Below are 18,630 nucleotides of genomic sequence, written 5' to 3'. Positions count from 1 at the left end.
GTGCCTTTCTGAGTCGTTGAACTGGGTCATCCGGCCGGCTAGTTGAGGTCGCTCTCCTTGTAGTAGCCGGTGTCGATCAGCTCCTTCTTGTAGTTCTCCTTGTCGACGCTGACCGGCTCGAGGAGGTAGGCGGGCACGACCTTGGCGCCGTTGTCGTAGGACTTGGTGTCGTTGGTCTCCGGCTTCTCGCCCTTGAGCGAGGCGTCGACCATGTTCGTGGCCACCTCGGCCAGCTTGCGCAGGTCCTTGTAGACCGTCTGCCGCTGCTCGCCCGCGATGATCGACTTCAGCGAGGCCACCTCGGCGTCCTGCCCGGTGACCACGGGCCACGGCTTGGCCTTGGTGCCGTAGCCGTCGCCGCGCAGCGCCGACAGGATGCCGATGGAGATGCCGTCGTACGGCGAGAGCACCGCGTCCACGCGCTTGTTGCCGCCGTACGAGGAGGTCAGCAGGTCGTCCATGCGCTTCTGCGCGGTGCCGCCGTCCCAGCGCAGCGTGGTGACCTGGTTGAGCTCGGTCTGCTTCGACTGCACGACCAGCTGCTTCTTGTCGATGTAGGGCTGGAGCACCTTCATCGCGCCGTCGAAGAAGTAGCGGGTGTTGTTGTCGTCGTTGGAGCCGGCGAACAGCTCGATGTTGAACGGGCCCTTCTCGCCCTTGTCCAGGCCGAGTTGCTCGACGATGTAGGTGCCCTGGAGGGCGCCGACCTTCTCGTTGTCGAAGGAGGCGTAGTAGTCCACGTTCTCGGTGCCGAGGATCAGGCGGTCGTACGCGATGACGGGGATGTCCGCGTCGGCGGCCTGCTGGAGCACGTTGTCCAGGGACTTGTTGTCGATGGCGGCGATCACCAGCGCGTCCACGCCCTGCGCGATCATGCCCTCGATCTGCGAGACCTGCTGGTCGGGCTTGTCCTCGCCGAACACCAGCTTCGTCTCGTAACCCTTGGCCTTGAGGTTCTTGACGACGTTGTCGCCGTCGGCGATCCAGCGCTCGGACGACTTGGTGGGCATCGCGATTCCGACGACCGCGTCCTTGGTGTCCTTCTTCTCCTCACCGCCGCCCTCGCTGTCCTGTCCGCAGGCGGTCAGGGACAGGGCGAGCGCGGCGGTGGCGGCGAGCACCTTCATGGATATGCGCATGATCAGTGGTCCTTAGCGGGTTCGGCCGGGGTGATGGGGTCGGGTGTGAAGCGGTGCAGGGTGCCGGGCAGGCGTGAACCCAGCGGTGACATCCCGCCGTCGGCGCCGTGCCGGGCGAGGAGGTCGAGGGCGAGCCGGCCGCGCCGGACCCGCTCGCGTGCGGTGTCGAGGGCGAGATCGCGCAGGTGCGCGCCGTAGGGATAGATCCCGGGCGCCTTGGCCAGACCGAACTTGAGGTACAGCGGCGCCCCGCGCCGGATCAGCTCGGCGATCTCGTACATCCGCACATAGCCGCCGAGGTCGTCGGGCGCCTCGACGTACATGTCCATCGGAGCGCCGGAGACCCGGCGGATCTCGGTGAGGTGGTCGAGGGTGAGGTCGGAGGGCACGTTCAGCGAGTCGGCGCCGAGCCGCTCGTAGACCGCGTACGAGGCCGGGTTCACCGGCCCGATCAGCGCCGAGACCTTCAGCGTGGTGCCGGCCGGGATGACGCCTTCGAGCCGGGCCCGGTGCAGGGTCCACAGCACGCCCTCGTCCGCGACGAGCAGGCACTTGACGCCCAGCTCCGTGGCGCGGACGGCGTCCTCCACGCAGCCCGCGAGCGCGTCGTGGCCGCGAGCGCGCAGCCCCGCACCACCCGAGTCGGTGCGCACGGACGCCCCGGTGTCCCAGGTGCCGCGCGGTCCGGTGAACAGGCAGAGCTCGATCTCGCGTGCCTCGGTGGCCTCGACCATCTCGGTGATCTCGGCATCGGACAGCATCCATACGCCGCTGCCCTGGCTGACGCGGTGGATCGGCACGTCGAGGCGCGAACTCTCCTTGAGCACCACGGCCAACGCCTCGGGCCCCTCGACGGAGGGGATCTCGGTGCGCCAGAGACCCCCGTCGGGGAAGCGGTGGGAAGAGGCGTCCGCGGCGTCGTGGCCGGGCACGGGATGCCCGAGCCGGGCCAGGGCGGCGGCGCCCGGGCGGCGGGGTTCGGGTGGGGTAGGGCTGGTCACGGAACTCCCATGTTCGAAATATCGGACGTCGTTCGTGCAGCTGCGGAGCATGCGGCCCGGGTGCGGGCGCGCAAGGGGTGGGGTACGGCGGTACGCGGCCGTCAGGTGCTCACGTACCGCCGTACGCACAGGGGGTGCAGGGTGATCGGTGGTACGAGGTGATCCGGTGGTGCGGGCGCGATCCGCTGGTGCGCGGAAGGGCCGGGATCACGGGCGGAGCAGGACCTTGCCGGTCTTCGGATCGCCGCCGCCGACCAGGGCGACGGCCTCCGCGAACCGTTCCAGCGGGAACTCGTGCGTGATCAGGGGCGCCGGGTCGAGCAGCCCGAGCCCGAAGGCCCGTACCGCTTCCGACCAGGCGGCCGACGAGGCGCCGAAGACCGAGCGGATCTCCAGCTGGCTGACGGAGAGGTGGACGGGGTCGATGCCGGTCGCGCCCGCCGCGAACATCCCGGTGAGCACGACCCGGCCGCCGCGCCGCGCGAGGAGGCAGGACGAGGCGGCCGTGGTCGGCGCTCCGGCCGTCTCCACGACCAGATCGAAGCGGCCCTGTTCGGGCCCGTTCGCGGAGAGCGCCGCGCTGGCTCCGAACCGCCGTGCCTGCTCGGCGCGTTCGGCGCGCGGATCGATCACCACGAGCTCGGCGGGCGAACTCGCGGCGAGCAGCTGTACGCAGAGCAGTCCGAGCGTCCCGGCGCCGACCACGGCGATCCGCTCGCCGGCCCGCGGCCGACCGGCCCGGACGGCCGCCGCGACCACGGCGGCCGGTTCGAGCAGGGCCGCGGCACGCAGGTCCGCGCCGTCGTCCAGGAGGTGCAACAGCCGTGCGGGGACGGTGAGATGGTCCGCGAAGGCGCCCGGTTCGGTGAACCCGGTCTCCGCGTACCCCCCGGTGCACAGGCTCGTCTCGCCCTCCCGGCACCGCTCGCAGATCCCGCAGGCGCGGAAGCCCTCGGCCACCGCCTTGCGGCCGACGAGCCCCGGGTCGACGCCCTGGCCGACCGCCTCGACCGTGCCGGACCACTCGTGGCCCGGGACGATCGGATAGCGGACGTAGCCCGGTGCGCGCTTCCCGTCGTACACCTCGCGGTCGCTCATGCAGATCCCGGCGGCCGCGACCCGGACGAGCACCTCGCCTGGCCCGGGCGCCGGTGTCCCGCCCTGCTCCAGGCGGTGTTCGCCGGGGCGCTCGATCACCAGGCGACGGCTCACTTGGGCTGCCTCTTCTCCCAGCCGTCGGCCCACAGGTCGAACCGGGCCTGCTGCTGCGGGAACTCGGCCGCCGCGTCCACGTCCAGCTCGACACCGAGCCCCGGGGCGTGCGAGACCGCGAAGCAGCCGGTCTCCGGGTCCACCTGGGGTGCGCCCTTGACCACCTTCTTGATCTCCGCGTCCGCGAAGTCGTTGAAGTGCTCCAGGATCTTGAAGTTCGGGGTGCAGGCGGCGAGTTGGAGCGAGGCGGCGGTGAGCACGGAACCGCCGACGTTGTGCGGGGCGACGAGCATGTAGTGGGTCTCGGCGGTGGCCGCCAGCTTGCGGGTCTCCAGGATGCCGCCGATGTGCCCGAGGTCGGGCTGGATGATGTCCACGGCCTGCGACTCGAACAGCTCGCGGAACTCGATCCGGTCGTGGATCCGTTCGCCGGTCGCCACCGGGATGTCCACCTTCGCGGCCACCTTCTCCAGGGCCTTGAGGTTCTCCGGGGGCACCGGCTCCTCCAGCCAGGCCGGCTTGAACGGAGCGAGCTCGCGCGCCAGGCGTACCGCAGTGGAGGGGCTGAAGCGGCCGTGCATCTCCAGCATCAGCTCGCACTCGGGGCCGATGGCGTCGCGCACGGCCTCGATCAGCGAGACCGCGTACCAGGTCTGCTCGTGGTCCAGTTCGAAGTGCCCGGTGCCGAACGGGTCGATCTTCAGGGCCCGGTAGCCGCGCGCCACCACGCCCTTCGCCGCCTGGTGGTAGGCCTCGGGCGTGCGCTCGGTCGTGTACCAGCCGTTCGCGTATGCCTTGACCTGGTCGGTCACCTTGCCGCCGAGCAGCTGCCAGACCGGCACGCCGAGCGCCTTGCCCTTGATGTCCCAGCAGGCCATCTCGATCACGGCGATGCCGGACATGACGATCTCGCCGGCGCGTCCGTAGTCGCCGTACTTCATCCGCCGGACGAGATCCTCGACGGCGAACGGGTCGGAGCCCGCGATGTGGTTGGCCTCGGCCTCGCGCAGATACCCGACGAGGGCGTCCGTGCGGCCGAGCATGCGGGTCTCGCCGACACCGGTGAGGCCTTCGTCGGTGTGGACGAGCACATAGGTGAGGTTGCGCCAGGGCGTCCCGACGACATGAGTGCTGATTCCCGTGATGCGCACGGCAGTTGTCCCCAGAGAGAGTCGGAGCGGGTCGTTCGAGAGGATTCGACGTGTGGGTGAGCAGTCCGAGTTGTTCGAGATTTCGTCACACGTTCGAAATCGTGGCGTGACCGTAAACAGGGCTCGGCGGTGGTGTCAATGGATCGCGCGAAGCCCGCGCCGGCGGCGGGCGGGAGGAGGGATGCTGGTTCCCGGTCGCGTTCCCCGCAGGGGCATTGCCCGGTGAACGGGACTGTGGTTAGCCTGCGTTCGGGATCCCGGCCAATGGCCGAAGTATCGAACGACTGGGGTGGGTGAGCGAGATGGGACGACTGGTCCCGGCGGTGACCAGGGCGCTGGACATACTCGAGCTGTTCCTGGACGGCGAGGGCACGCTGTCCGCGCCGGACATCACGCGCAAGCTGGGTCTGCCGCGCACCACCGTGCACGAGCTGGTGACCACGCTGGCCGCCCGCTCGTACCTCGTGCCCGTGCCCGAACAGCCGGGCCGCTATCGTCTGGGCGTCCGCTCCTACCAGCTCGGCAGTCGGTACGCGGAGCAGCTCGACCTCGCCGCGGAGGGCCAGCGGGTGGCCCGCGAGGTCGCCGAGACCTGCGACGAGACCGTGCACGTGGCGATCCTGGAGGACCTGGACGTCATCTACATCGCCAAGGTCGACTCCATCCACGCGGTCCGGATGGTTTCCGCCGCCGGGCGCCGGTTGCCCGCGCACTGCACCTCCGTCGGCAAGATGCTGCTCGCCTCGCTGCCCGCCGACGAGCTGGACGCCCGGCTCGCGGAGGCCGGCGAGCTCGATGCGATGACGCACAACAGCATCACGGACCACGACGAGCTGCGGTCCGCGCTCGCCGGAATCCGCGCGCGTGGGATCGCCACGGAACACCGCGAGTCCAACCCGGACGTGAGCTGTGTGGCCGCGCCGGTACGTGACCGCGCGGGCCGCGTGGTCGCCGCGCTCTCCGTGTCCGTGCCGATGATCCGCTGGACCGAGGAGCGCGAGGAGGAGCTCGCCGAACTGGCGGCCAAGGGCGCGCGCGACCTGTCGGAGAGCCTGGGCTTCCGCGGCGGCGACCGGTGAGCCCGGCGATGCCGGCGACGGCCTTTGAGGTGGCCGTACGGGAGACGGCCGAGCTGGGTGAGGGCCCCGTGTGGGACGCCGCGGCCGGCCGGCTCGTCTGGGTGGACATCCTCGGCTCCCGTATCCACACCCACGATCCGGTCTCCGGGCGGCGCACCGTGCGGGCGACCGGGCAGCACGTGGGCGCCGCGCTGCCGCGCACCTCCGGTGGCCTCGTGGTCAACCTCCGTGACGGAGTGGCCTGTTACGAGGCCGACGGCTCCTTCGCCTGGCTCGCGCGGGATGCGGTGCCGGGCCGGCGCGGCAACGACGCGGCCGTGGCGCCCGACGGCTCCCTGTGGGCCGGCACGATGCGCTACGACGAGGCTCCGGGCGGCGGCACCCTCACGCGCATCGCCCCCGACGGCACCACCACCGAGCTCTTCGGCTCCGTCGCGGTGAGCAACGGCATCGGCTGGAGCCCCGACGCCGCCTTCGTCTACTACGTCGACAGCCCCACGCGGCGCATCGACGTCTGCGGGTTCGACGGCCGTCTCCCGTACGACAGAAGGCCGTTCGTGGAGATCGAACCCGAGGCGGGCTATCCCGACGGGCTCACCGTCGACGCCGACGGCTGTGTCTGGGTCGCGCTGTGGGACGGCGGGCAGGTCCGCCGCTACACCCCGGACGGCCGGCTCGACCGCGTCCTGCGGCTCCCGGTGCGCCGCCCCACGGCCTGTGCGTTCGGCGGCGCCGGTCTGCGCGACCTCTACATCACGACAGCTCGTACGGGGCTCGCTCGCCCGCATCCGCTGTCGGGCTCGCTGCTCGTGGTGCCGGACGCGGGTGCGGGGATGCAGACCCCGGCGTTCGCGGGCTGAGTCCGCGGACCGCGAACGCGGCCGCCACGGCCACGGAGGCGGCGGCCACCGGCAGCCAGTAGCCGGACACGGCCCCGGCGTGCTCCACCGCCCAGCCGCCCGCCGCCGAACCCGCCGCGATCCCGCCGAGTATCGCGGTCACGGCCAACGTCATCCCCTCGTTGAGCCGCTCCGCCGGGGTCCGCTGCTGCACGAGCTGCATCCCCGTGACCATCGTCGGTGCCGTGGCCATGCCCGCCACGAGCAGCGCCGGCGCGAGCAGCAGAAGCCCCGCCGACGAGGCGGCCAGGAGCGGTGCGGACATGAGTGCCGCCATCGCCGCCAGGCACCACCGCAGTCGCACGGCCGCCGACTTCGCCGGGCGGGCCAGGCCGTACAGCAGTCCGGCGGCGCACGACCCGGCCGCCTGGAGCGCCAGGACCGCACCGGCCGCCGCCTTGTGGCCGGCCGCGTCGGCGTACGCCACGGTCACCACCTCCAGCGAACCGAACACCGCACCGGTGGCCGCGAACACGCACAGCAGCGCGGGCATCCCGCGCGCCCGCAGCGGCGAACGGCCGCGGCTGCGCGGGGCCACAGGCGGCTCGGTGCCGCGCTGCGCCGCGAACAGCAGCACGCCCGTGAACATCAGCGCCGCACCCGCGAGCATCCCCGCCTCGGGGAACAGCGCGGTGCACAGGAACGCGGCGAGCACCGGGCCGAGCATGTAGCAGACCTCGTCCGCGGCCTGCTCGAAGGAGTTCGCCGTGTGCAGGGCACGCGGATCCCCGCGCAGCAGATGCGCCCACCGCGCACGCGACATGCCACCGGTGTTGGGCGTCGCCGCCATCAGCACGTACGCGACGAACAGCGTCCAGGCCGGGGCCCGCAGGAACACGCACAGCGTCAGGGCGAGCGCCCCGCCCGCGGCGACGGCGGAGGCGGGCACGGCGGTGCGCGCCTGCCCGTACCGGTCGACGGCGCGGGCGACGAGCGGCCCGGCGACGGCGTTCGCGACCAGACCGGTGGCGGCCACGGCGCCGGCGAGCGCGTACGAGCCGTACCCGGCGGCGATCATCATCACCGCGCTGATGCCGAACATGCCCATGGGAAGGCGGGCCACGAGGTTCCACACGGTGAAGGCCCGGGCGCCCGGTATCGCGAAGAGCCGGGCGTAGGCACGCGCTGAAGTCATGTGATCAAGCGTTGTGCACGGGGTCGGCGAGGGTCCAACACCGGTCCCGGCGGCATTCACGCACCTGGGTTGTGAATACTGGTGTGATGCCCTCCCGCACCCCCGACCCCCGCCTGCTGCGCTGCTTCGTCGCCGTGGCCGAGGAGTTGCACTTCACGCGTGCCGCCGCGGCCCTCTTCGTCGCGCAGCAGGCGCTCAGCCGGGACATCCGCCGGCTCGAACGGGAGCTGGGCGCCGAGCTGTTCGTGCGCACCACGCGCCAGGTGCAGCTCACGCGGGAGGGCGAGCGGCTGCTGCCGTACGCACGGGCGGTGCTCACGGCGTACGACGCGCTCGACGCCGCCTGGACCCCGCAGGACCGCCCGCTGCTCGTCGATGTCGCCGCCCGCGTCTCCACCGCGCACCAAGTGCTCGAAGCAGCTCGCGAGTCCGCGCCCGGCGTGGAGTTCACCGCGCGCTTCCACAGCGGGCTGACCGGCGCGGCGGCGGAGATCCTCGCGGGACGCCTCGACGTCTCCTCCGGCCATGTCGCGGGGCTGCCCGCCGCCGTGCGGGCCCGCCTCGAACACCGCCTGATCCGCTACGAGCACCTGGCGGTGCTGCTGCCCGCCGACCACCCGCTGGCGGGGCTGCCGGCCGTGCCGATGGCGCGCCTGCGCGGCGAGACGCTGTACGCGGCGGCGGGCAACGAGGCCACGGCGGAGTGGACGGCCTTCGCCGCGGACCTGTTCGCCCCCTGGGGCATCAGGATGGCGGAGCCCTTCCCGGAGATCGCCGGCGAGGAGGAGTTCATCCGCGTCGTGCACAAACAGGGCTGGTCGGTCCTCGCCACCACGCAGTTCATCGGCATGCCCGGCATGGTTCTGCGCCCGCTGTGCGACCCGCTGCCGCTCTCACCGGTGTCCCTGGTCTGGCGCCGCGGCCTCACGCACCCCGGCCTCACCGCCCTTCATGAGGCCGCCACCACGCTTGCGGAGCAAGGGGGTTGGCTGGTCAGGCCGCCCGGCTCCACCGTCTGACTCCGATCGGCCGCGAGGCGGTGACGTGCGTCGCGGGCTTCGCGTCAGAGCCCCGCCGCATGGTCGGGCACATACGTCTGAAGATCGCGCGGCGGCCGCTCGTACCCCGTGGACGGCGGACGGGCGGGCAGTTCGAGGACCGGCGGCGGGACCTCGTGGTACGGCACCGAGCCGAGGAAGTGCGCGATCATGTTCAGGCGCGCGCGGCGCTTGTCATCGCTCTCGACCACGTACCACGGCGCCTCGGAGATGTCGGTGTGCACCAGCATCTCGTCCTTGGCCCGCGAGTACGCCTCCCACCGCGTGAGCGACTCCAGGTCCATCGGCGACAGCTTCCAGCGGCGCAGCGGGTCCTCCAGGCGGCGCCGGAAGCGCTCCTGCTGTTCGGTGTCGCTCACCGAGAACCAGTACTTGCGCAGCACGATCCCGTCCTCGACCAGCATCCGCTCGAAGACCGGGCACTGGCGCAGGAACCGCTGGTACTCCTCCTTGGTGCAGAAACCCATGACGTGCTCGACCCCGGCGCGGTTGTACCAGCTGCGGTCGAACAGGACGATCTCGCCCGCCGCGGGGAGGTGCTCGATGTAGCGCTGGAAGTACCATTGGGTGCGCTCGCGCTCGGTCGGCTTCGGCAGCGCGGCGATCCGGGCGACGCGCGGGTTGAGGTGCTCGGCGAAGCGCTTGATGGTGCCGCCCTTGCCGGCCGCGTCCCGCCCCTCGAAGACCACCACCACGCGCGCGCCCTCGGCCCGCACCCACTCCTGGAGCTTGACCAACTCGATCTGGAGGCGCAGCAGTTCGCTCTCGTACGCCGCGCGCGGCACCTTCGCCTTCTTCGTGCCCTTCATGCCCGCCTTCCCCGCCATGCCCGCCTTCCCTGCCTTCCCCGCCATGCCCGCCTCCGTCGGTCGATCTTCCGCTCCGAGGCCTCAACGTAGCCACTGATCCCGGGTCGCGCAGGCGCGCCGCGGATCCGCGTCCGGGCGGCGCGCGGCAACTGACGCGCCGTCAGCACCTTTCCGGAGGTATCGGACTCTCCCCGGCAAACCACCCGGCCGCAGCCTCGTTGTTCCGGCGAGAGTTCCCGCCGGCGTCAGCCGGTGGTCACGTAGGAGGCACTCCTTGGACGCCGGCACCACCCTGCTCGGCTCGTTACTGGCCTGTGCGGGCGTACTGGGCGCGGCACTCGTGGCGTACCTCGGAAAGCGCGGCGAGAACGCGCTCACCGGGTACTCGAGTCTGACCGAACGCCTGCAGACGGAGCGCGACCGTCTGGAACGGCTCGTCGCCGAACGCGACTCGCGCATCGACGAGTTGACCACCCGGCACGCCGCCGACCAGACCGAGATCGCACGGCTGCGGCTCGACGTGCACCGGCTCGGGGGAACCCAGTGACCACCGCACCCCCCGACCCGCTGCCGCTGCACGGCCCACTCCCCGCCCGGAGGCCCCCGGTGACCCGTATCGAGCGGATGCTCGCCCTGCGCTGGCGCAAGATCTTCCTCGTCTGCGTGCTGATCGCGCTCTCCGGGGTCGCGGTGATCCTGTGGGCGCGGATCGACTCCGGCGAGCGCCGGGCCGACCGGATGGCCGAGGAGGCAGCACGCCGGGGCGAGGCCCTGTCCACCCTCGCCGAGGACGTCCGCACCCTGCGCGCACAGGTCGAGGCGAGCGGCGGGACGCCCGCGGCCCCCGACCCGTCGGTGGCCGTGGACGACCTGCTCGCCCGGATCCGTATCCCCGCGGGCGCACCCGGAGCGCCGGGCAAGGCGGGCGAGAGCGGGCGACCGGGCGCGCGCGGTGAGGCGGGTGTGCCGGGTCTGCAAGGGCCTGAGGGCTTGCCCGGCGCGGTCGGTCCGGAGGGTGTCCCGGGGGAGGCGGGCCCGAGCGGGGCGCCCGGTCCGGCCGGCGCGGACGGAGCGGACGGAGCCGCGGGTCCGGAGGGTCCCGCGGGCCCGCCGGGTCCCGGCGGCGCACCCGGCCCCGCAGGTCCTGCTGGCGAGACCGGGGCGAAGGGTGAGCGCGGCGACGCGGGACCGCAGGGTGACCCGGGACCACAGGGCGCCCAGGGTCCGGCCGGTCCGCCCGGGGCCACCGGACCGTCCTGCCCGGAGGGGTACAGCCTCCAGACTCCCGTGGACGACCCCGACGCGCTCCTGTGCCGACGCGACGCCGCTCCCGCGCCCGCGCCGACCGCGCCGACCGCGGCGATCCTGCCGGTGCTGCCCGCCCTGCGGCGCGTGGCGGGCGCGGCGGAACAGCCGGACGGGGACGAGGAGTCGGGCACGGTCTGAACTGCGGGGGCAGCCTTCCGCGGCGGGGTCAGGCTTCCCCAGCAGGTCAGGCTTCCACGCCGGGTCAGGCCTCCACGCCGGATCAGGCCTCCGCGCCGTGCCCCTCCGCCCGCAGGAAGTGGAACGTCGGCCGCGGATGCATCAGGAAGTCGTGGTGCGAGATGTTCCACGCGTACGCGCCCGCCAGCGCGAAGGCCACCCGGTCCCCGGCCCGCAGACCGGCAGCGGGCACACCCCGGGACAGCACGTCCTTGGGCGTGCACAGCTGACCCGCGAAGGTCACCCGTTCGCCCGTGGCCGCCGAGCGGGGCCACGGGTGCGGCCAGGGGCGGTCGCTCCTGAGCACCGTGCAGGGCTGGTCGTGCCCCTTGGTCGCGGGGGTACGCAGATGGTGGGTGCCGCCGCGGACCACCGCGAACTCCTCGCCGTGGCTGGGCTTCACATCGAGCACCTCGGTCGCGTACCAGCCGCAGTAGGCGGTCAGGGCCCGCCCCGGCTCGATGCGGAGTGTCAACTCCGGGTGCCGGTCGAGGAGTCGGGAGAGCCCTGCGCCGTACGCCGCCCAGTCGAAGCGCTCCTCGGGGCGCGCGTAGTCCACGTCCATGCCGCCGCCGACGTTGACCTCGCGGAACCGCACACCGTGCCGCTCCGCCAGGCCGAGCGACCACGCCACGACCGCCTCGGCCGAGGCGAGCAGCTCGGCCGCGTCCAGGCCGCTGGCCAGATGGGCGTGTACGCCCAGGAGTTCGAGCTGCGGATACGTGCCGTCGGTGAGGAGCCGGACGACCGTGTCCGCCTCGGCGGGGTCGAGGCCGAACGGGGTGGGCCGCCCGCCCATCGCCAACTGGCTGCCCCGGAGCGAGGCGTCGGCGAGCGGCAGGTTGAAGCGCAGCAGCACACCCGGCCGTGACGCGGGGGCCACGCGGGCGGTCAGCTCGGCGAGCATGCGCAGCTCGTACACGCTCTCCACGTGGAAGCGGGCCACGCCCAGCTCCAGGGCGGCCGTGATCTCGGCCGGGGTCTTGCCGGGGCCGCCGAAGGCCAGGGCGCTGCCCGGCACCGCCTTGGCGACATGGGCGAGTTCACCGCCCGAGGACACCTCGTACCCGTCCACGTACGGGGCGAGCGCCGCGAGGATCTCCGGCTCCGGGTTCGCCTTGGCCGCGTAGTACAGCTCGGCACGCTCGGGCAGGGCGCTCCGGACGGCGGCGGCGTGGGTGCGCAGGGCGTCCACGTCGTAGAGGTAGGCAGGCAGTTCCTCGAAGGGCAGGCTCAGGGCGCGCCGGCGGACCTGCTCGGTGGGGGCGGTCATCGGGTGCTCCAGGTCGAGTCGTGGGCGGCGGACGCCGTGCGGGTACGGGGCAGTCGGGCCGCGGTGCCGTCGCACGGGAGCGCACCTTCGCCCGCTTCAGCCGCCGATGTCGCGCTTGCGCCGAAGAGCACCTCCTCGGCGAGCGGCGAGGGCAGGGGCACGTAGCCGGCCGCCCGGTCGGCCTTGCGCTCCCAGCGGGTGAGCAGATTGGCCTTGGCGGGCAGCGGCACACCGGCCAGCAGCGCGGCGAGGCGGGGCGGGCAGGTCTCCCGGCTGTCGGCGTACGCGGCGATCGAGGCGCGGACCTCGGCCCACAGCGCGGCCTCGGTCTCGGGGTGCAGGTCGGCGAGCGCCGCGAGCATCTCCGCCACGTGGTTGACCAGGAGGCAGTACACCACCCGGTCCCAGCCGCGCTGGGCGTCGTACGTCATGGGCGCCGCCACCTCGGGCGGCAGCGAGGCGAGGGTGTCGGCGTGGTGCTCGGGCAGCAGCTTGGTGCCCTCCAGGTCGCGGAAGAGCACCTGGGCGGGCATGCCCTCGCCGTCCACGCAGACGAGGACGTTCTGCAGATGCGGTTCCAGGACCAGGCCGTGCTCGAAGTACGCGGCCAGGACCGGCGGCACGAGCAGCTTCAGATACGCCCGCCACCAGGCGAGCGCCCGCTCCGGGCCCGCCCCGGCGAGGAGGCGGCCGAGGTGGCCGGGTCCGGTCGGGTACTCGTCGGCCACCGCGCCCGCGAGCAGGGGAGTGGTGCCCGGCAGCAGCCGCCGGGACAGGCCCTCGCGCACGATCACGCCGAAGCCTTCGAGGAGTGCCTGGTCGGGGCGGCCGTCCTCGCCCGGCAGGACGAGGCTGCGGTACGCGGGCTCGCGGAGCATCGCGCTGCCCGGGTGGCGGTCGGAGAGGTCCGTCAGGGCGCCGTGCAAAACGCGTGTCAGGGCGACGGCGCCCGACAGCTCGTAACTGGCGTTCTTGCGCAGGCAGTTGGTGATGCGCACGTTCAGGCTGAACTTCAGGAACGTGTCCCCGTCGTACAGCGTGCGCACGGAGGCGGTGGCGGCGAAGGGCTGCTCGGTCGTGCCCAGGTCCAGGATGTCGCCCGCGGCGAGTGCGGTCCGCAGCGCCGGGTGGTCCTGGAGCAGGGAGAGCTGCCAGGGGTGGGCGGGCAGCAGCTTGTAGCCCTCGGGTACGCCGGGGTGCAGTCGGTCGAGCGGGGCGGTGGCGCCGGGTTCGGCGGTCTCCTCGGCGACGAGATGCTCCCGTACCGCGAACAGCCGCAACGGGAACGAGGCGCCGGCCTCCGGGGCATACGCGCGCCAGGCCGCGGGGTCGCCACCGCGCGCCTTCGGCGTGGGATGGAAGCGGTGGCCGAACAGGAGCGACTGCTCGGAGGCGAGATACGCGGCCAGGGGGTCACCCGGGTCCGAAGTGGTGTCGTCCTCAACGGACTTGGCGGACTCGCATGACCTGGCGGGCTCGGTGGACCGGGCAGGCTCGCCGGACCTGGCGGAGTCGCCGGACCTGGCGGACTCTGCGGACCCGGCCGTCTCTGCGGCCCTGGCGGCGAGTGCGGCGCGTACGCCCTCGTGGCTGGAGGCGATCTGGTCGAGGAACTCCTCGTTGCGCACCCCGGTGCGCAACTCCAGTTCGCACTGCGTGTACTGGGCGAGCAGCCGCCAGTCGGCCTCGGCCCAGCCGCCCGTCTGCTGCACCTCCACGGGGCCCGCGAAGCGGTGCGCCCCGAGCAGCGAGGTGCGGCGCAGGGCCGCGCGCAGCAGGACGCCCGCCCTCGGCAGGCGCAGCAGCAGCCGGCCGTCGACGACGGCGGTCTGGTGCTCGGGTCCGGAGACCTCGCGCAGCAGGCAGTTGAGCAGGGTGTGCGCCACCACCTCGTCGGCGGTGGGCAGTTGAGCGGCGTTCGGGGGTGTGGGGGTGGTGAGTTGAGCGGGGACGGTGCCCGTGGGCAACGACATCAACGGCTCCATCGGGTGCGGGGCGATCGGATGACCGGGCCCTGGAACAGGAAACGGAAGGCGATGTGGCAGGCCGCGCCGAGCGCGACGGCGGTGCCGGTCAGGAGCGGGGCGGCCGGTCCGAAGAGGCTGTTGCCTGCGGCCGCCGCCAGGCCCGCGGCGACGGCGCCCGACTTGGAGACGAACTCCAGGGAGCCGAACATGCCGCCGGGCGCACGGCCCTTGGCGCAGTCGGCCGCCAGCACGGACAGGCAGACCAGGCCCAAGGTGAGACCCGCGCCGAGCAGGACGCGTACGGCCGTGAACGCGGCGAGCGAGTCGGCGAACCCGTGACCGGCCAGGCCGAGGGCGATGAAGCCGAAGCCGAGGCCGATGCCCTGGCGCGGACGCGCCACGAAGCGGGTGTGCAGGCGCATCGCGAACAGCAGGTAGAACAGGTGCGGCAGGGCGAACAGAACCCCGGAGACCGCCGGCGCCGTGCCGGGTATTCGCTCCTCGATCAGGGAGATCAGATACGGGAAGGAGATGACGGTCGAGAACACGAAGGCGAACTCGAAGGCGTAGAGCGCCTTCAGCGGGGTGCCGGGCGCTGGCGGCGCATCGGGCCGTTCCGCGGTCGCGGACTTCGGGGCGTGGCCCGGTTCGGGCAGCAGGCAGAGCATCACCGCCGCGGCCAGCGGCAGCACGGCGAGCAGCGCGTACTGGCGGTGCGGGGAGAGCCAGGGCGACAGTGTGCCCACGACGATCGGCGCGAACACCAGGGCGGCGCGGGCGCTGCCCTGCATCAGGGTGAGCGCGCGGGACAGGCCCGGGCCTTCGAGCGCCGCGGCCAGGTAGCCGTTGGACGCGGCGAAGGTGCCGCCGAGCACGCCCTGGAGCACCAGCGCGGCCGTGAACGCGGTCAGCGAGTCGGCCCACCCGGCCAGCAGGAACGACAGGGCCAGGCCCAACTGGGCGCGCAGCAGCAGCCGTTTGCGTCCGAAGCGGTCGGCCAGCCGCCCCCACAGCGGGGCGCCGAGCGCGCCGAACACCGTCGGCACGACGTACAGCAGCCCCGCCCAGCGCGCGGTCTCGTCGCCGAGCTCCGGCAGGATCTCGGTGAGATAGGGCGGCAGGCCCAGCGCGGCGAAGGAGGCCACGAAGTAGCAGGCGGCGACGGCGTGCACCTGCCGGCGCCCCAGCGCGGGCGGCTGTCCGGCTGCGGCGGGCTGCACGGGCGGCGTGGTGGTGGTCATGGTCCGTCACTCCCCGCGCAGCAGGTAGTTGGGGCCGGTGGTGTAGTGCTTGTTGATGTCGGCCGCGCCCGAGCGCTCCTTGCTCAGCAGGGTGCCCGCGGTGACCATCGCCTTGACCGGCAGGCGGCCGGCCCGCAGGACCCGGTCGCGCAGCACCTGGCCGGGCTCCTCGGCGAGGCGGTCCACGGCCTCCTCCAGCCGGTCGCGGACGAGCGCGAGCAGCCGGTCGAGCGGCGCCCGCCCGTGCCGGGCGAGGCCGAACGCGTAGGCGCCCGCGCACAGATGGACGGTGATCGTGGTGAACACGTCCACCACCGCGTCGTCGGTGTCGCCGAAGGTGCGGGGGTCGTCGAAGGCGTCGAGCAGCGCCTGCTCGCCGAGCGCGGCGGAGCAGCGCACGGTGTTGATGCGCGGGCCGTCGTTGTCCTTGAGCAGCAGCCGCAGCCGGGCGCGTCCTTCGTGCTCGTCCAGGACGAGGGAGATGTTCTGCTGGTGCGACTCCAGCGCGATCCCGTAGGAGAACAGCGTCGTCTGGAAGTCGAACAGCAGCCGCAGACAGGCGTCGAGGAGCCGCACCGGGTCGCCGGCGAAGAAGCGGTCGGCGAGGTGGTCAACGACGAGCCGGCCGGACGGCGCGCGGCCGAGCAGGGCCGCCATGGGCAGCACCACCGCGTCGTCGAGCCCGGCGGGATAGGAGCGGAGCAGGACCGCGAGCAGGTCGTGCGAGGCATGCGCGTAGCGCGTCTCGTCGGCGTGCAGGACCGTGTCCCGGAACCGGGGCTCGCGGGCGATGACCGCCTCGACGAGCCGCTGGCCCGCGGCGCCGTCCACGAGGGTGCCGGGCTTGATGGTGCGGCGGTTGCGCAGCCCCAACGTGGCGGTGCCGAGCGGCAGTTTGAGGTGGACGGCCGGATCGTCGGCGAGGGCGACCGTGCGCATGGACAGGGTGGGCACGACGTCCAGGTACGGCCGCCCGGCCGGGACGGCACGCTCGCCGAGTGACGCGGCGGCGGTCAGCGGGTGCACGGGCAGGGGGAGATGGGTGCCTTCGAGCTCGGGCAGCCCGAGGTCGCCGAGGGAGGGCCAGAAGGCCGGCAGGGCGCCGCGGTCGAGGCCGCTGGACGTGAGGGCGTCGAAGGGGAGGGCCACCCAGTGCAGCTTGAAGGCCGGGTGGAACTCCGGTGCGTACGAGTGGAGTTGGGCGTCACTCAGTCCGGAGCGGCCGCGGGCCGTCGGGTAGACCGGATGGTCGATCCGGGCCGCGAGCGCGTCGAACGCGAGGGAGCCCGCGAGCCCGGTCCAGTCGGCTGGGTCCGCGCCGTAGCGCTCGGCGAGCTCCTCACCCACCGCGGAGTCCGTCCGTGCGTGCAGGCGCATGGTGGCCAGCGTCTGCGCACACTCCTCGGCGAAGGCCTCGAACCCGGCGCGGTCGACGGGATCGGCCAGCGCGCTCAGCTCGCCCAGAATGGCGGTCAGGCCGGTGAGTTGGGTCCCGTCGCGCTCCCGCCGCAGCAGCGGCAGCCGGGCGGTGTACGCGCACTGGAAGCCGTCCTCGGCGACCGGAAGCAGCAGCGCCGTCTCCCCGGCCGCGGGCAGGCGCAGCCAGGTGCCGTCCTCGAAGCGCACCGGAGCGCTGCGCGAGCGCAGCCCCGCGACGTCCTCGCGCAACAGCGCACCGAGCACCCGCAGGGTCAGCTCGGCCTCGGCGGGATCCATGCCCGGGACGGTGTCCTGCGGGGAAGCGGCGTCCTGCGGGGAAGCGGCGTCCTGCGGGGAAGCGGCGGTCTCCGGAGAGGCGCCCTTCGGAGAGGCGGGGTCCGCCTGGGCGGTCGGCCGTACCGCAGTTGGCGCGGTCACGGCGTGATCTCCCAGCGCTGCTCCGCGAGGAAGCCCGCCACCACCCGGTCCACCGCCGTCTGGTCGGTGCCGGTGGCGCGCAGGACGCCCAGGTAGTCGCGGTTCGTGCCGTACACCTCGTGGTGCTCGCCGACCGCACGCAGCGGCCGGTACGTGAGGCGTACGCCGTCCACGGTCAGGTCGCAGGCCTCCGGAGCGGCGGTGAGCGTGCCCGCGCGTTTCGCGCACGGGTACTCGAGACGGGCCCGGCCGTCCGTGCGGGCGCCCAGGTCCGCGGGCAGCGGCTCACCCAGATGCGCCCGGAGGATGTGCTCGAACAGCGGGATGTCCAGGAGCTGGGCGAGCAGCAGATCGCACTGGTCGCCGATGGCCCGGTAGTTGACCTCGATGATGCGGGCGCGGCCCTCGTGCACCACGAACTCGGTGTGGCAGGCGCCGAACCCGACGCCCAGGGCGTCGAGTTGGGCGAGGACCTGCGCGACGACCGCGGGCGGGTGCGCGGGGACGAAGGTCAGGCGCTCCTCGATGAACACCGGGGGCGGGGACACCTCGGTGTGGAAGCCGCCCAGGACGTGGCGGCGGGCGCCGTCCCCCAGGGTTTCGAGGGTGTACAGCTCACCGGGCAGGTACTCCTCGACGACGAGGGCCGCGCCGGTCCTGCGGGCCTGGATCGCCTTGCACTGCCGCAGCAGGTCCTCGACGTCGTCCACCAGGACGACGTCCTCGCTGGCCACCCCTTCGCGGGGCTTGACCACACAGGGGAAGGGGACCGGCGCGTCGCGCAGGACGGCCGGGTCCTGGCCCGGCGCGAGCTCCGTGGACCACACCGTGTCGACGCCCTGCGCGGCGAGCCTGCGGCGCATCTCGGCCTTGTCCTTGGCGCGCAGCGCGGCGCGCCAGTCCTTGCCGGGCAGGTCGAAGTAGTCGGCGGCGAGGGCCGCTTGGGTCTGGAGGTGGTCGCTGTTGGTGAAGACGGCGTCCGGACGGTGGTGCGTGGCGATCCGTGTCACGACGGCGCGGAAATCGCGTACGTCGCACTCCATGACCTCGATGTCGTGCGCGCCGTCGAGGCCGGCGTACGTCCGGCGGTGGGCCTCCGCCTGGTCGGTGAGCACGGTGACGCCGAGGCCGAGCCGCGCCGCGGCCGGCAGAAATCCTTCGGTGACCGAGTCGGTGGGATTGAGAGCGAGCAGGTACAGCCGCATGGGCTGAACCCCTTCCGGGTCGGATGAGCGGGTGGGGGGGTGGGAGCGCGCCGGGCCGTGGGGACGCGGGCCGGACGCGCGGGCGGGGCGAATCCCCAGGGACGGAAACGGGGACGGGG

At 73.1% G+C, this 18,630-nt stretch carries 15 protein-coding genes and 1 pseudogene; 5 read left to right on the top strand and 11 right to left on the bottom strand.

All coding sequences use genetic code 11. The features are described 5' to 3' along the window. Positions 1 to 38 precede the first annotated feature (38 nt). The 4 genes from chvE to BLT97_RS16330 all read right to left on the bottom strand — a co-directional run bounded on the left by chvE (position 39) and on the right by BLT97_RS16330 (position 4,503). Positions 39 to 1,139 carry a multiple monosaccharide ABC transporter substrate-binding protein gene (chvE, locus tag BLT97_RS16345; protein ID WP_093610694.1) on the bottom strand — a complete coding sequence of 367 codons (1,101 nt, stop codon included), beginning with the start codon at positions 1,137 to 1,139 and terminating at the stop codon, positions 39 to 41. A gap of 2 nt (positions 1,140 to 1,141) precedes the next feature. After that, positions 1,142 to 2,140 carry a hypothetical protein gene (locus tag BLT97_RS16340; RefSeq protein WP_093610692.1) on the bottom strand — a complete coding sequence of 333 codons (999 nt, stop codon included), beginning with the start codon at positions 2,138 to 2,140 and terminating at the stop codon, positions 1,142 to 1,144. Positions 2,141 to 2,347: 207 nt separating this feature from the next. Next, positions 2,348 to 3,352 (bottom strand): zinc-dependent alcohol dehydrogenase, encoded by a 1,005-nt coding sequence (locus tag BLT97_RS16335; protein ID WP_176953780.1) that lies wholly within the window; start codon positions 3,350 to 3,352, stop codon positions 2,348 to 2,350. After that, positions 3,349 to 4,503, bottom strand: coding sequence for a mandelate racemase/muconate lactonizing enzyme family protein (locus tag BLT97_RS16330; protein ID WP_093610690.1), 1,155 nt, complete (start codon positions 4,501 to 4,503; stop codon positions 3,349 to 3,351). The genes BLT97_RS16335 and BLT97_RS16330 overlap by 4 nt, the downstream gene beginning before the upstream one ends. A gap of 302 nt (positions 4,504 to 4,805) precedes the next feature. Between BLT97_RS16330 and BLT97_RS16325 the strand changes: the two genes are divergently transcribed. Both BLT97_RS16325 and BLT97_RS16320 read left to right on the top strand, forming a co-directional pair. Continuing rightward, positions 4,806 to 5,582, top strand: coding sequence for an IclR family transcriptional regulator (locus BLT97_RS16325; RefSeq protein ID WP_093610928.1), 777 nt, complete (start codon positions 4,806 to 4,808; stop codon positions 5,580 to 5,582). Between the two features lie 8 nt (positions 5,583 to 5,590). Beyond that, positions 5,591 to 6,442 (top strand): SMP-30/gluconolactonase/LRE family protein, encoded by an 852-nt coding sequence (locus BLT97_RS16320; RefSeq protein WP_093610688.1) that lies wholly within the window; start codon positions 5,591 to 5,593, stop codon positions 6,440 to 6,442. On the opposite strand, the gene BLT97_RS16315 is transcribed toward BLT97_RS16320, so the two are convergent. Continuing rightward, positions 6,336 to 7,616, bottom strand: a complete 1,281-nt coding sequence (locus tag BLT97_RS16315; RefSeq protein ID WP_093610686.1) for an MFS transporter — start codon at positions 7,614 to 7,616, stop codon at positions 6,336 to 6,338. The genes BLT97_RS16320 and BLT97_RS16315 overlap by 107 nt on opposite strands. Positions 7,617 to 7,702: 86 nt before the next feature. Here BLT97_RS16315 and BLT97_RS16310 point away from each other — a divergent pair, with 86 nt between their 5' ends. Beyond that, positions 7,703 to 8,635: a LysR family transcriptional regulator gene (locus BLT97_RS16310; RefSeq protein WP_093610684.1), complete on the top strand. Its 933-nt coding sequence runs from the start codon at positions 7,703 to 7,705 to the stop codon at positions 8,633 to 8,635. 44 nt (positions 8,636 to 8,679) lie between these two features. On the opposite strand, the gene ppk2 is transcribed toward BLT97_RS16310, so the two are convergent. Beyond that, positions 8,680 to 9,483, bottom strand: a complete 804-nt coding sequence (gene ppk2, locus BLT97_RS16305) for a polyphosphate kinase 2 (protein ID WP_093610926.1) — start codon at positions 9,481 to 9,483, stop codon at positions 8,680 to 8,682. Between the two features lie 274 nt (positions 9,484 to 9,757). Between ppk2 and BLT97_RS16300 the strand changes: the two genes are divergently transcribed. Both BLT97_RS16300 and BLT97_RS16295 read left to right on the top strand, forming a co-directional pair. Further along, positions 9,758 to 10,030, top strand: coding sequence for a hypothetical protein (locus tag BLT97_RS16300; protein WP_093610682.1), 273 nt, complete (start codon positions 9,758 to 9,760; stop codon positions 10,028 to 10,030). Beyond that, positions 10,027 to 10,929: a collagen-like protein gene (locus BLT97_RS16295; protein WP_245769355.1), complete on the top strand. Its 903-nt coding sequence runs from the start codon at positions 10,027 to 10,029 to the stop codon at positions 10,927 to 10,929. The genes BLT97_RS16300 and BLT97_RS16295 overlap by 4 nt, the downstream gene beginning before the upstream one ends. Positions 10,930 to 11,011: 82 nt before the next feature. On the opposite strand, the gene BLT97_RS16290 is transcribed toward BLT97_RS16295, so the two are convergent. The 5 genes and pseudogenes from BLT97_RS16290 to BLT97_RS16270 form a co-directional block, all read right to left on the bottom strand. After that, positions 11,012 to 12,241, bottom strand: coding sequence for a type III PLP-dependent enzyme (locus BLT97_RS16290; RefSeq protein ID WP_093610678.1), 1,230 nt, complete (start codon positions 12,239 to 12,241; stop codon positions 11,012 to 11,014). 125 nt (positions 12,242 to 12,366) lie between these two features. Then, positions 12,367 to 14,214, bottom strand: a pseudogene (locus BLT97_RS16285) (IucA/IucC family protein); the annotation flags it as partial. After that, entirely contained in the window at positions 14,214 to 15,449 is a 1,236-nt protein-coding gene (locus BLT97_RS16280; RefSeq protein WP_093610676.1) for an MFS transporter, read from the bottom strand. The gene BLT97_RS16280 and the pseudogene BLT97_RS16285, both read right to left, overlap by 1 nt. A 6-nt stretch (positions 15,450 to 15,455) precedes the next feature. Further along, on the bottom strand, positions 15,456 to 17,165 hold the full coding sequence (locus BLT97_RS16275; RefSeq protein ID WP_093610674.1) for an IucA/IucC family protein: 1,710 nt from the start codon (positions 17,163 to 17,165) through the stop codon (positions 15,456 to 15,458). A 137-nt stretch (positions 17,166 to 17,302) separates the two neighbouring features. Next, the gene (locus BLT97_RS16270; protein WP_093610672.1) at positions 17,303 to 18,511 is read right to left on the bottom strand and encodes an ATP-grasp domain-containing protein; all 1,209 of its coding nucleotides are present in this window, start codon (positions 18,509 to 18,511) and stop codon (positions 17,303 to 17,305) included. Between the last annotated feature and the right edge of the window lie 119 nt (positions 18,512 to 18,630).

It is taken from the genome of Streptomyces indicus, from assembly GCF_900100315.1.
Taxonomy (GTDB): domain Bacteria; phylum Actinomycetota; class Actinomycetes; order Streptomycetales; family Streptomycetaceae; genus Streptomyces; species Streptomyces indicus.
Note: the sequence above shows the minus strand (reverse complement) of the source record. Positions and strands in the feature narration are given on the sequence as shown.